The sequence below is a fragment of the Methanospirillum stamsii genome (assembly GCF_003173335.1).
Classification (GTDB): Archaea; Halobacteriota; Methanomicrobia; order Methanomicrobiales; family Methanospirillaceae; genus Methanospirillum; species Methanospirillum stamsii.
Genome location: NZ_QGMZ01000014.1, coordinates 62,910 through 76,427, shown reverse-complemented (window position 1 = coordinate 76,427; position 13,518 = coordinate 62,910). Strand labels below are relative to the sequence as shown.

At 44.4% G+C, this 13,518-nt stretch carries 15 protein-coding genes; 14 read left to right on the top strand and 1 reads right to left on the bottom strand.

What is annotated here, in order from left to right:
- The first annotated feature begins 85 nt into the window (after positions 1-85).
- From DLD82_RS06960 to DLD82_RS06915, 10 genes are read left to right on the top strand one after another with little or no spacing between them, the layout of a single operon-like run.
- Entirely contained in the window at positions 86-439 is a 354-nt protein-coding gene (locus DLD82_RS06960) for a dihydroneopterin aldolase family protein (RefSeq protein WP_109940392.1), read from the top strand.
- A complete protein-coding gene (locus DLD82_RS06955) occupies positions 411-1,241 on the top strand; it encodes a TatD family hydrolase (protein WP_109940391.1) in 831 nt (276 codons plus the stop codon). Before DLD82_RS06960 ends, DLD82_RS06955 begins: the two co-directional genes overlap by 29 nt.
- 45 nt (positions 1,242-1,286) lie before the next feature.
- The gene (locus DLD82_RS06950) at positions 1,287-1,580 is read left to right on the top strand and encodes a DUF424 domain-containing protein (protein ID WP_109940390.1); all 294 of its coding nucleotides are present in this window, start codon (positions 1,287-1,289) and stop codon (positions 1,578-1,580) included.
- Between the two features lie 14 nt (positions 1,581-1,594).
- Positions 1,595-2,632 (top strand): 60S ribosomal export protein NMD3, encoded by a 1,038-nt coding sequence (locus DLD82_RS06945; protein ID WP_109940389.1) that lies wholly within the window; start codon positions 1,595-1,597, stop codon positions 2,630-2,632.
- A gap of 21 nt (positions 2,633-2,653) precedes the next feature.
- Complete coding sequence (locus DLD82_RS06940) at positions 2,654-3,520, top strand: class I SAM-dependent methyltransferase (RefSeq protein ID WP_109940388.1); 867 nt, start codon at positions 2,654-2,656, stop codon at positions 3,518-3,520.
- Positions 3,517-4,656 carry a bifunctional phosphopantothenoylcysteine decarboxylase/phosphopantothenate--cysteine ligase CoaBC gene (coaBC, locus tag DLD82_RS06935; protein ID WP_109940387.1) on the top strand — a complete coding sequence of 380 codons (1,140 nt, stop codon included), beginning with the start codon at positions 3,517-3,519 and terminating at the stop codon, positions 4,654-4,656. The genes DLD82_RS06940 and coaBC overlap by 4 nt, the downstream gene beginning before the upstream one ends.
- A gap of 2 nt (positions 4,657-4,658) precedes the next feature.
- Complete coding sequence (locus tag DLD82_RS06930; RefSeq protein WP_109940386.1) at positions 4,659-5,528, top strand: pantoate kinase; 870 nt, start codon at positions 4,659-4,661, stop codon at positions 5,526-5,528.
- Entirely contained in the window at positions 5,525-6,256 is a 732-nt protein-coding gene (locus DLD82_RS06925; protein WP_109940385.1) for a 4-phosphopantoate--beta-alanine ligase, read from the top strand. Before DLD82_RS06930 ends, DLD82_RS06925 begins: the two co-directional genes overlap by 4 nt.
- Positions 6,243-7,238: an AAA family ATPase gene (locus DLD82_RS06920; protein WP_181391304.1), complete on the top strand. Its 996-nt coding sequence runs from the start codon at positions 6,243-6,245 to the stop codon at positions 7,236-7,238. The genes DLD82_RS06925 and DLD82_RS06920 overlap by 14 nt, the downstream gene beginning before the upstream one ends.
- Positions 7,239-7,243: 5 nt before the next feature.
- Positions 7,244-7,981: a class I SAM-dependent methyltransferase gene (locus tag DLD82_RS06915; RefSeq protein ID WP_109940383.1), complete on the top strand. Its 738-nt coding sequence runs from the start codon at positions 7,244-7,246 to the stop codon at positions 7,979-7,981.
- A 26-nt stretch (positions 7,982-8,007) separates the two neighbouring features.
- On the opposite strand, the gene DLD82_RS06910 is transcribed toward DLD82_RS06915, so the two are convergent.
- Positions 8,008-8,454 (bottom strand): hypothetical protein, encoded by a 447-nt coding sequence (locus DLD82_RS06910; RefSeq protein WP_109940382.1) that lies wholly within the window; start codon positions 8,452-8,454, stop codon positions 8,008-8,010.
- A gap of 167 nt (positions 8,455-8,621) precedes the next feature.
- Between DLD82_RS06910 and DLD82_RS06905 the strand changes: the two genes are divergently transcribed.
- The 4 genes from DLD82_RS06905 (at position 8,622) to DLD82_RS06885 (ending at position 13,503) form a co-directional block, all read left to right on the top strand.
- Complete coding sequence (locus DLD82_RS06905) at positions 8,622-10,076, top strand: glycoside hydrolase family 57 protein (protein WP_109940500.1); 1,455 nt, start codon at positions 8,622-8,624, stop codon at positions 10,074-10,076.
- A 145-nt stretch (positions 10,077-10,221) separates the two neighbouring features.
- Entirely contained in the window at positions 10,222-10,434 is a 213-nt protein-coding gene (locus tag DLD82_RS06900; protein ID WP_109940381.1) for a hypothetical protein, read from the top strand.
- Positions 10,435-11,116: 682 nt separating this feature from the next.
- The gene (locus DLD82_RS06890; protein WP_109940379.1) at positions 11,117-12,256 is read left to right on the top strand and encodes a glycosyltransferase family 4 protein; all 1,140 of its coding nucleotides are present in this window, start codon (positions 11,117-11,119) and stop codon (positions 12,254-12,256) included.
- Complete coding sequence (locus tag DLD82_RS06885; RefSeq protein ID WP_109940378.1) at positions 12,253-13,503, top strand: glycosyltransferase family 4 protein; 1,251 nt, start codon at positions 12,253-12,255, stop codon at positions 13,501-13,503. The genes DLD82_RS06890 and DLD82_RS06885 overlap by 4 nt, the downstream gene beginning before the upstream one ends.
- The last annotated feature ends 15 nt before the right edge of the window (positions 13,504-13,518 follow it).

Here is a 13,518-nt window from a genome sequence, read left to right as displayed (position 1 = left end):
ATAGTTAACCATATGAATTTCTATATTTTCATTACCAGGCAGAACTGAGGAACCTTATATAGAGCTATGTCCCTCATGAGAATGTATGATTACTGACCGGGAACGGGCAGCCTTTGAGGCAGGAATAAAACTGGGAGCATTATATCATCAATGGGTCGGGGCTCCAATCTCCCGCGAATCTGCATCGTCACTTGAGAAGGCAATAGAGAATGCGCACATTCAGCAGCCATATATGACAGATGTATCTGTCAGACTGGACAGAGAACTCATGATTCCTAATTCCTTCGGATATAGTGAACTTTCCGGACTGATGTTTGATGTCGAACTTACCGTCCGGGTAAACCAGGCAAGTTGTCATGCCTGTATTGCCCGTGAAGGAGAATATCCCATGATGAGAATCGAGTGGATGGATGAAGACGCAGAAATTTCCAATCCTTGATGATCATATCCATATCGATCCCCGGAATGGAAAAGGGATTGAGGCAATAAAGGAGTTTAAACGGGCAGGCGGGACACATATCTGTCTGGTTACAAAACCTTCATGGTCGCTAGGTGTTCATCCGACTACCGGTGATGATTTTAGGGGAGTATTTGATGAAACCCTTGAGATTGCAAGAGAAATCACCGAAGATACCGGTGTTGTAACCTTTGTCCTCCTCGGAGTTCATCCGGCAGAAATAACCGTTCTTTCAGAAAGGATGACCCCGGAAGAGGCCGCTGACATAATGGCTGGCGGTCTCACGCTGGCGGCACAATATGTCCAGGAAGGAAGGGCCATAGGACTTAAAAGTGGCCGTCCCCATTACGAAGTATCTGAAAAAATTTTGGCACTATCCAACCAGGTGCTTACCCATGGATTTACGCTTGCAGCGGATGAATCCTGTGCCATCCAGGTCCATGCTGAAACCGGACCCTGTGAGGATATGATTACCATGGCACAAAAAGCCGGGTTGAACCCCTGCCGTGTCATCAAGCATTTTGCCAGCCCTGATACTCCGCTTTCTGCATCTATTATCGCAAAACAGGAACAAATACCAGAACTTTGCAGGCAAAAGAGAACATTCACCCTTGAAAGTGATTATATGGATGAAAATTCCAGACCCGGTGCTGTAATCGGTCCAAAATCAGTCCCCCGGTTTACCAACCGATACCTTGAGCAGGGACATATTACCGAAGAAGATGTGTACCGGATTCATGTGGAAAGCCCGAAGAAATTCTATGGGATAGATATTACCATATAAAGTATCTGAAAAGTATTTCTCCCACTATAACCCGATTAATACTGAATGTTACTTCGTATTCACCGGTCGGCTGAAAACCGGGAAGTTGTCGGAATATGTGACCGTGAACTTGTTGGAAAGACGCTGAATGAAGGGCCGGTTTCAATATCCATTACCAGTGCTTTTTTTGGTGATACTCCGGCGAGTGAAGAAGAGATAAGACGAGCCTTAGATACTTCAGATAATATTACCATGTTTGGAGAGCGATGTATCACTCTTGCTATCGAACATGGTGCAATAGACAGGGAATCCTGCAAATTTGTAGAAGGAATCCCTTATGCAACCATAATCAGACTATAAGAAGATGAATTTTCATGGATTTACAACAAGCAATCTGCCCTAAATGTGGCGGCCCTTCTCCTGAAGGAGATATTTGTGGAAAATGCCGCGCAGGAAAGATGGAATGGTTCCGGTGTGATGGGCGGGTAATTCTTGTAAGATGTCCGAATTGTAATTCCATGCGTGATAAAAACGGATGGAATGATTGCGAACGCTCACGCGAAGACCTTGAATATGATGCAGCATTGTCTGCAGTTCATCTCCATGAGGATATCAGAAAACCTCAGTTGGATATCAGACTCGAAGAAAATAGTAAAAACAGATCATTTGCGCACATATCCGTGACCGGAGAACTATATAAAGAAAAAGTTGAAACCGCTTGTATGGTTGAAATACTCTGGCAGTTTGACTCCTGTGACCGATGCAGCAGGTACCATGGTAATTACTGGCAGGGTGTTGTACAGCTCAGGGCTGAAGGAAGAAAAGCCACACCTGAAGAGCAGGAACGGGCAAAACGGATCGCCTATCTTGCAGAAGAGGAGTTACAACTTCAGGGAGAACGCCTTTCATTTGTCACCCGGATGGAAGAGGGAAGAGAAGGACTGGATATCATCGTAGGCACCCAGACCCTTGGTGAGCAGATATCACGTGATATTACCAGAAAGATGGGAGGACGATATTCCCTGCATCCAACTCTTGTCGGAGAGAAAGAAGGTAAAAAACTTTTCCGGATTACTTATGCAGTGCGGCTGCCCCGGTATACCAAAGGAGACATCATTTTCATAAGAGGCACCTATGGAGAGATTCTCGGGGCTGAAGGTAAGACTATCAGTTACCTTGATCTTGCTTCAGGTATTCCCCGGACTGTTCCGGTCTCCACCGAATCAAGATATATCGGGTCAGTCAGGGACGGCATTCCGATGCTGGTTGTATACCAGGATGGGGAAACGCTTGGCCTGATGGAGGAAGAATCAGGGAAAACAGAAGAGGTTCCGGTTCTTTCATGGCGTACTATCAATTCCGGAGAACGTGTTCATATCATCCGTGATGAAGACAAAGTCCTTGTCGTATAATCAGCATAATTCCTGCCGATCATGAATGTCCGGGCTGTTCCCACGAAAGAAATAAAATCCATTCTATCAGAACACTGGGTAGATACGACCAGAAAACCCTATGTTCTGAATGATACAGCCTTTATTCCAGTCCAGGACGGATATCCTTTTACTCACATCCTCCCGGATAGAAAACGGAAAAAAAGGGGATACCAAAGGATCGGAGATATCATCGCCTTTCATGGACCAAAACCAGGTCCGGACCTGATTGACGAGGTTATCATCACATATAATCCTAGGGGAATCATCTGGTACAAAGGACATACCGGTAAGATGCGGATCCCGGACATCGAACCTCTCTATGGTGAAACAGGAGAGGTTACCTTCAAGGAAGCTGGGATAATCTACCGGCTGGACCCTTCCCGAATAATGTTCTCTCAGGGCAACCGGGAAGAAAAAATCCGGGTGTCACATATGGTTTCAAAAGGTGAACAGGTATGTGACATGTTTGCCGGAATCGGATACTTTACCCTTCCTCTTGCAAAAGCCGGTGCAGAGGTCCATGCAATTGAACTCAATCCTGAATCAGTCAGGTACCTCCGTACAAATTGTATTGAAAACAACCTGGAATCTCACATTAGGATATCAGAAGGAGACTGCAGAGAAAACATGAAAGGTATCTATGACCGGATACACATGGGCCATTACAATGCCACTGATTTTCTTTCTTTAGCCTTAAAACATGTAGTATCCGGAACGGTGCTGCATGTTCACGGAATCGGAGATATCACCGGCGAAATAAAACAAATATTATCTGATTCAGACAGGCAAGGGTCGTGCACCCACCGGATTATAAAAAAAATAGGCCCAAAAAAGACACATACCGTCACTGATGTGGTAATTTCATGAGTTATCTATCTGGAAAAACTATAGTCCTCGGAGTAACCGGTAGTATTGCAGCGGTTGAAACCGTTAAGCTGGTCCATGCACTCCGGAGAAAAGGGGCGATTGTTCAGCCGGTTATGAGCCAGGCTGCCTGCTCAATACTCCACCCTGATGCCCTGACCTACGCAAGCGGCAGAGATACCATTACCCGGATATCCGGTCATGTTGAACATGTAGAATACTGTGGGGACGAAGGGTTTTCCGACCTCCTGTTAATCGCCCCCTGTACGGCAAATACCATATCAAAAATAGCCTGTGGTATCGACGATACACCGGTAACCACCTTTGCAACGACAGCTCTTGGAAGAAACATGCCGGTAGCACTTGTCCCTGCCATGCACCATGCAATGTTTCGTCACCAGATGGTCGTAAAAAATCTGAATGCACTCATAGATGCCGGAATCATAGTTATCGGACCAAAGATTGAAGAAGGAAAAGCAAAAATTGTAGCCCAGGATGAAATAGTACTCTGGTGTGAACGTATTCTTTCCCAAAGTCCGTTATCAGGAAAAAAGGTCCTCATCACCAGTGGCAGATGTGAAGAGCCGGTTGATGATATCCGGGTTCTCACCTCACGATCATCTGGTATCATGGGCCAGGAACTTGCCCTCGAAGCATTCAGATTAGGAGCAGATGTTACCATTATCCATCGTGATTATGTACCATTCTGTGAAAATATCCGGATCACTACCGCTGCATCCATGGAACAGGCGGTACAATCAGTCGTCAAGGAAAAAAAGCCCGACATTTATATCAGTGCCGCAGCGATTTCAGATTTTGCTCCGGAAAAGGTTCCAGGAAAAATTCTAAGCGGACAGGAAGTTACAATCAGGTTTAAACCACTTCCGAAGATTCTTGACAGTGTTCTCGGGACCATTCCGGTCATTGTCGGATTCAAACTGGGAGAAGATTCTATTACTGATGCACAGGCACTTCTAAAAAAAGGTGTCACCATGGTCCTTGCAAATACTCCGGAGAACCTGGGCACTGAAGAGGGTAATTACACACTCCTTGATTATTCCGGAGAGACCCGGATAAGCGGTTTAAAACAGGATATTGCCCGGCAAATATTCCAGAGAATTGTTACAAAACACCTATAACCATGGGATCATCGCATGTCGTGGCATTTTGTCCTGGCCAGATTTCCGGATATTTTCTTCCGGTCATATCTGAAAATCCTGATGAGTCAGGTAGTTGTGGCGCCGGACTTGTTATTTCAGAAGGGGTAAAAGTTACCGCATCAAGAAACCCGGTCTCATCTGTGGACGTTTATCAGACTGACAGAACCGGAATGCCCAACAAAATTGCTGAATCATCCAATATCATCATGAATCTTCTGGATGCTCTTGATGTTTCGGCATCGATAACCACCTGCTGCCATCTTCCCATCGGATGTGGATACGGGATGTCTGCTGCGGCTCTTCTTGGAGCAACTCATGCATTAAACCGGTTATTTCAGTTCGGAATGAATGAGCATGAATGTGCACGACTCGCACACCGGCTTGAGGTCATGGAACGATCAGGCCTTGGAGATGTATCTGGGTGTCAGGGAGGGGGGTTTGTTGTCCGGGTCACACCCGGACCTGATGGTGAAATATACCGGACAATGGATACAAGATCAATATTTGCAATAACCATCAGCCCGATAAAAACCTCATCTGTTCTCAGTTCACCGGAACAGATAGAAAAATTTAAACGAGCATACCCCACCACAATACCCAAAACTCTTGATGAATTTATGACCGTTGCACGGAAATTTGCCGAAGGGACCGGACTTATTACTGAAGATGTACGAAACATCCTTCTCAAATGTGATGCACATGGCATTCCTGCAAGTATGACAATGCTCGGGAACGGCGTGTTTGCCACCGGAAGAGATGCTGAAAAGATCCTGTCCGGATTTGGCAATGTATACCGCCTTTCCCTCTCCCCCGGAGGACCCAGAATATTACACGGAGAATATCTGTCATGATTCCAAAAACTCACCCCCGATATCGTTCTCTTGTTACCAGGGAACACCTTGCAACCTGTGCAAAAACAGGAATCGTCTCACTTGAAGGCCTCACCGCCCATGGAAGAGGAGAAGCATTTGATTACCTGCTTGGAGAGGCTTCAACACCCTCGGCGCTCCGGGCAGAAAAAATAGCTGCAGCCCTTCTCCTCTCTGCCAGGCATCCGGTGATATCGGTAAATGGCAACACTGCCGCTCTTGCAGCAGAAGCAATTGCAGCATTACAACAGGCCTCAGGATCAATAGTTGAAGTAAACCTCTTTCACCGGACTGAAGAGCGAATTGACTCAATTACCCGTCTCCTTGAAAAACACGGAGTAAAAGTCCTTTCCGGAGAAGTCTCCAGGTTCATTCCTCTTGATCATGACCGTGGTCTTTGTCATCACGACGGAATGTATTCAGCAGATGTAATCCTGGTGCCCCTTGAAGATGGAGACCGGGCTGAGGCACTGATTAAAATGGGAAAAACAGTCATTGCCATTGACCTCAATCCCCTCTCCCGGACCACCCGGACCTGTACCCTTCCGGTTATCGATGAAGTAACACGGGCAATACCTCATATCACCCGGTTTTGTAAGGAAATAACCGAAGAAGAGATCCCGGACATACTCAGCAATTATACCGGAACCGAATTTATCAGGGATGCACTGGAATATATACGGAGGAAGTTACAGGATGTTCTGGATTGAGAAGTACCGTCCGGTCAGCTTTGACCAGATTCATGGACAGGAGAGGGTCTCTGAAGTTCTTAAACGATGTGCAGAAACAAAGACATTGCCCCATCTCGTTGTCTGTGGTCCTCCCGGTACCGGTAAATCAGTAGCTGTTGAAACAACATTACGAGAACTTTACGGGGAACGGTGGCAGGATAACGTTACACTCTTCCGAACTGCTGATTTCATGGAACGTGGAAAATCAGCCCTGGAATCAGACGAACGGTTTTTTCAGCTCTACCGTTCTGATGAATCATTTCTGTCCAATTTCAAACATATCATCTCATCATACGCATCGATTCGTCCGATAGACGCAGAATTCAAAGTTATGTTATTTGAAGATGCCCAGGCCTTATCCCATGATGTGCAGCATGCTCTCCGCAGAACCATGGAGCGGTATAGTGCAACATGCCGGTTTATCTTCACCACAACACAGGTTTCATCCCTTATCCCCCCAATAAAATCAAGGTGCCTTCCTCTCTTTTTTTCCCCGGTCTCCCGGGAGATAATAAGGGATACTCTAAATCAGATACAGGAAGACATACCAGAACAGGACAGGGTATCTTCTGATGAAATCGGTCTTATTGTTGCTGCCTCTGCAGGTGATTTACGAAAAGCAATCATGTATCTTCAGGTCAGGGTAGAGACAAAAACACCTTTTAATCCGGATACCCTCAGCATGACAGAATTACAGGAAGAGACTTCCACTGCATTTCATGCCATGAAAGCCAAGGATGTCGGAGCAGCACAAAAAACAATCCAGTCCCTCATGATATCACAGGGCCTATCAGGAAAAGAAGTTATCAGTACCCTGCTTCAGGTAGTGGAGCGGGAATATCATGATCCGGAGATAATTACACTTCTGGCCGATGCCGATGCACGACTCACCCATGCAGGCAATGAATATGTCCAGGTTAATGCCCTTGTTGCAACCATTGTAGCGGAGGTGTTTCCATAACCGGAATGAAAGCATCGGTAGAGACCCGTGTCCAGTCACACTACGATGATATCGCCGATGTTTATGACCAGCGATACGACCACCGGGAACGGGGGAAGATCTACTATGATCATATATCCGAAGCTGTCCTTGGAAAAATAAATACTAACGGACATCTCCTGGATATCGGATGCGGAACCGGACTTTTTCTTGAGCGGTACTTAAGAGAAGAGAAAAACCGCACCGCTACCGGCATTGATATCAGCTTTGGAATGATTCGAAAGGCACGGGACCGGTATCCGGACCTCTCATATGTCGTAGGAAATGGAGAATTTTTACCGTTCGAATCATCTTCATTTGATTCCATATCCAGTCTCCTTGCATTTTCCTATCTCCAGAATCCTGACCTTACCATGCAGGACTGTTTCAGGGTTTTAGTTCCTGGAGGAAGACTTGCTGTTTGTACACTTGGAAGAAATATTTTTACATCAGGTCTTCCGGCACTCTATACCATTGGTGCGAAAATGAAAATCAGGAGGGTCGGGGTCGGCTCATTTGCTGAACATTATTATAGTGCAAAAGAGATGTATGACCTTCTTCAGATGGCAGGATTTGAAGACATTGAGATATTCAGGTGTTCTTTTGCTCATTTCAACCTGGCAGGCCCCTTATTTATGATAGCAAAAAAAGTGGAATCCTTCATTGAAGACAATATTCCATACCTTGCATATAACCTGATTGCTGCAGGGAAAAAACCGGAATAAAAAGGATCAGATCCTCACTTTCATTTTTATTTTCTGCCTATTTTTTTCCCAAGGTCATCAAGAGTATATTCCATTTCATAGTGACAACAGTGTTTTCTCGGAAGCCAGTAGAACCTTTTCTGGAATTCTACGTCAACCTTCGTGACATGCAGGGCCAGGGCCAGTTGGAATGCAAAGATAATGATAACGGTCAGAACAATATCACGAAGCGAGAGAGAGATTGAAGAGAAAAATGAGTACTGAGCAGTAATTAGATACCGAATTTGGTCCTCGAGTCCGGCTAGCTGGCCAATCGTTACAACAACAATAATTATGAGTAGCCCAGATAACAGGAGCAATACACATGAGATAACCCATGACCTGAAAAATTTGCCTAACACTGCAACTATTGTGCAGAGGACAAAAATTATCACTACAGGATCCATGAGCACCTGCATTATTGCTCCATTCATTGTTTTACCATCTTCTGGCATCAGGTTTATTCTTTTCCATCAGATTACGGCCCTGCCCTAAACATGAAATAACCAAAAAAAATGGTACTAATAATTTATAATGGTAGCAGGAATAGTAACAATATGGTTCAGCTTAAAATTCCTTGTTTATCAATCAGACAAGACTTTTACTTTTTTTTGGTGATCACATGAACCAACGTTTTTGTCTCGGGTTTGAAATACATCAACCATATCGCCTGAAAAAGGCATTTGTGCCCGGATCGAAGAATAACCAGGAAGACCTCATGGAGCGCTATTTTGATGGAGCAAATAAAGAAATCCTGCTTCGGGTATCCAATAAGTGTTACGGACCAGCCACCTCCATCATTCTTGAAAAGCTTGATGAAGGATTCGCATGTGCTTTCTCAATTTCCGGAGTACTCATTGAACAGATGGAGCGATGGGCACCGGACATTCTTGATCTTTTTGTTCAGGCAGCCAGTCATAAAAACGTCGAGATGATTGGGCAGACTTATTTTCACAGTATGGCCAGCCTTTTCTGGACAATGGATGAATTTTGCAACCAGGTCAACCTTCACCGGGAACTCATAAAAGATGTGTTCCACGTTGAACCGGTGGTTTTTGAAAATACCGAATTCATTCTTGACAACCGGATTGCTGCAACTGTCCGGGAACTGGGATATAAAGCCTGTCTTACCGAAGGAGTGGACCATATTCTGGAGTGGAGAAGTCCCAACCATCTGTATCAGTGTGCCGGTCTTCCGGTCATTATGAGAAATTTTAAACTCTCTGATGACATTGCATTCCGGTTTACCTGCCGTGACTGGGCTGAGTGGCCCCTTACAGCCGACCGGTATGCTTCCTGGATATCAAAAACACCCGGCGATTTTATCCCGGTTTTTATTGATTATGAAACCCTCGGAGAACATTACTGGGTAGAATCAGGTATCCTGGAATTTTTAAGACACCTGGGACCTGAAATGAGAAATTCAGATGTAAAGATGATAAAGCCATCTGAGATTCTTTCATTCCCCGTCCAACACGAATTTTCTATTCCTTATCCGATTTCCTGGGCAGATGCAGAGAAAGACGGGAGTGCCTGGATAGAGAACAGAAAACAAAAAAATGCCTTCAGGGCAGTTCAGCGGGCAGAATCATTCTGTGAAAACAAGCACCTATGGAGATGCTTCCAGATAAGTGACCATTTCTATTATATGTCCTGCAAATATGGCTCATGCGGAGAAGTCCATAATTATTTCAGCCACCAGCCGGAACATGAGGCATTTATAACATACATGGATGCACTGGCTGATTTTGAAGAGCGTGAGGTAAATACCATGGAAAAGAAAAAGTTTTTATTTCCTCTTCGCTCGCTTTCGGTTGATGATGCTTTTTATTTCTCCAGTCCGGTCGGGTATACCGGACATGTTGCATTTGATCTTGACCAGTTTGCAGAGATGCTCCAGATTGTTCCTGCAGATTCAATATCATTTCATCACCAGAAAGGAGATTTTGCTTCATGGTGCAGGTATGAGATAAAAGATGAACCACTGGCCCGGTCCATTGAACAGGCAAAAACCCGCCAGGAATTAATACTTGCAGCCGATACCCGGAGATTTGAGTTATGGGCAGGGTTAAGATAGTGAGATCTCACCGTTAATGAGGGCTGTAAATTCGCTCATAATTATTATATCCTTTTTTACATCGTCAACCTTACATTATGTCCCGGGCTCAAAACAAATTCTCAACAAATAAGCTTTTGAGAAACACAATCCCATACAATAACAAATGCTTGATATTCATCACCAATCGATAACAACAGAAGATGGTAAGCCAGTAGGGGTTATTCTGGATATTGCCACTTTTCAAAAAATTGAAACCATAATAGAGAATTATGGATTATCTCATCTCATGAATGAAGTAGAAGACGATGAGGAATTGGATCGGGAAAGCGCAATAAAATTCTATAAATCAACCATCACCGGACAAAATAATGGTTGAATGCAAATACAAGAAAGCCTGCATCAAAGATCTTGTAAATGTCCCCACCACACATAAAGATAAAATAGCGAAAATAATTTTTGAGGATATACCCGAATCAGATAGTATTTGGGAATGTGGCCTTGATATCACTCCGATGAAAGGATACCCTGAATGTTATCGTGTCAGAGTTGGTAAATATCGCATTGGACTTAAAATATCTGATAATATCATCAAATTTTATAGAATAAAGAGTAGAGAAGAGATATATTCTGTATTCCCTTAATTTTTAAATTATTGACCGTTTCAATTCTTCCTGATATTACGAATGATCATTAGTTACCGCCCTTCGAACATCGATCCGTATCTTTATGAACTGCAATTTCGCGCGGGGAATGACAATATCATGTAATTCCATCCAATTTTCTTAAGGAACTGAAAGATGTAACCTGTGTATGCGGTGATAAGTGTTTGATAGAACCAACTTACAATAACAAATATCTTACATGATCCCGGTTTTCAGACAAGTATTTTAATGATGGTTCATCCATTTTTTCAATATGGTTTTTTATTCGTTTCCCTTCCGGTGGTGTCCCACAAATATTTTCAAAAAATCCGCAGATTATTTAGTTATTCTTCGTAATACTGCCGGATTTTCTGCAGGATTCGCTAAACTCAATAAAAGAAACCACAGGTGCATATTTTGACAGGAGAACGATACAAGATAGCCATTTTCTGCTGGGAAAACCTCCATGGAGACCGGGTCGGAGGTCTTTCAAACGCATCAACCTATCTCGCCCAGGCTCTTGCAAAAGACCATGAAGTACATTTTTTTACCCGGGGGGACGAGGACTTCGAGATGAACGGGGTCTATTACCACGTGTTTCGCCCCTCCGGTACCAATATCATTGATTATTGTGCCAACCTTTCAAGAGGACTTGTTGATCGTTTTTACCAGTTTGACAGCCCGCCTTTTGATGTAATACATTTTCACGACTGGCATGTAACCGAAGCACTTCATCTCCTGCAACACAGGCCAACGGTTTTTTCCTATCACTCCACTGAATTTGGCAGAAACGGAAACGTTCACGGTGACTGGTGGGAATATCACGAAATTTGTAGCAAAGAATGGTATGCTGGCCTGATTGCACGAAGATGTACCATGGTTTCCTGGACACTCCGAAGTGAAGTCATTGATCTCTATAAAGTAGATCCTGCAAAAGTTCATGTCATTCCAAATGGGGTTGTAAAAGAGCAGTTCGATGTCAGTATTGATCCCGGCTCGATAAAAGAAAAATTCGGGCTGCATTACTCAACTCCTCTCATTTCCTATATCGGCAGAATGGCCTATCAGAAAGGGCCGGACATTCTTGTCGATGCAATACCCCTTATCAGGGAAAAACACTGGAATGCAGCTTTCATTCTTGCCGGAGACGGAGGAATGCGGGACTGGCTGATGGATCGGACCCGGGGATGGCCGGTGCAGTTTCCAGGATTTATAACAGATTCTGAATATGTTCGTCTTCTTCATGCTAGTGATATCATCGTAATCCCAAGCAGGAATGAACCGTTTGGGATTATTCTCCTGGAAGCATGGAGTGCAAACCGTCCGGTTGTTGTGAGCAGGGTTGGCGGACTTGCAGAAAATGTCGAGCACGGAGTAACCGGCCTTGTTGTCGACACCACCCCGGAGGGTATTGCATGGGGAGTGAATTATTACCTGGATAATCAAAATGACAGAATCAGAATGGCCAGGGGAGGGTATATCCAGGTTGATAAACGGTTCTTCTGGGATTCAATAAAAGACCATATGATGTATGTGTACCGGGAGGCGATGATTTGAACATAATATTCTGTATTGATGAATTTCCACCGGTTTTCTGGGGAGGACTTGGAACATATGCAAGGGAAATGACAGGAAGACTCAGCAGAAGACATGTTCGTCCGGCAGTTCTTTCCCGGAACACGGGGAATCTTCCATTATCAGACCTCTGGAACGGAATACCGGTCTATCGCCCTGACGTCTTAAAAACCAATGATATTATTCCATATCTGGTTCCCTCTGGTGTGGAATCCTGGAATTTTCCAGACCAGCAGTTTTTCATGGAAACAATTCAGTACAACCAGCTCGGAGCATATCATTATATCCGGACTTTTCATCAGGCCAAAAAACACTCATTTCAACTGGTAGTATCTCACGACTGGGCCAGCGCAACTGCCGGACTGATCATCAGGGAAAATCTGGATATTCCATTCATTTTCCACTTTCATTCCCATGAACAGGGAAGGATGGAAAACCCTTCACAGATAATTACAGACATCGAAAGGATGGCAGCCGAAAAAGCGGATGCAATAATCACCGTATCACATGCCATGAAAAATGCCCTGGTAAAACTCGGATTCCAGGAGGAAAAAATTCATGTTGTACACAACGGGGTGGACCCGGACTCTTTTTCCCCGGACCTTTTTACAGTTGATAGCATTTCTGAGTTTCGGAGTCAGACAGGAGTCCATGACAGTCCGATGATCCTGTACGTGGGCAGGTTAACACCGGTTAAGGGGATTGAGAATCTAATCCGGGCTATGCCGGAGATTGCGAGAGAAATTCCGGATGTAAAACTGGTTGTCCTGGGGGTTGGTGAACTGGAAAACCGGCTCAGGTCCATGACAGAAGAACTTGGACTTTCGGATTCTATTATTTTTACCTGTCAGCATGTGTCCGAACAGGATCTAAAAATGCATTATGCAGCCTGTGACTGTGCTGTTTTTCCATCTAAATATGAAGCTTTTGGCATTGTATGCACTGAAGCCATGGCCATGGCAAAACCGGTAGTAGCAGGTGTCCTTGGAACAAGCGGTTTTTATGAGCAGGTTACAATACATGGTGATGAACAAAACGGGTTTCATGTAAATCCACATTCTCCGGAAGACATCGCAAAACACCTGTGTATTCTCCTAAAAGATCCGGACATGAGAAAAAAATTCGGTCTTGCCGGAAGAAAACGAATTGAGAAGGATTTCACCTGGGAGGTTGCAGCGGATAAAACGGCTGCCATCTATCATCAGGTTCATAACCCAAAACAACCGTAATTTTAGTGAATACCT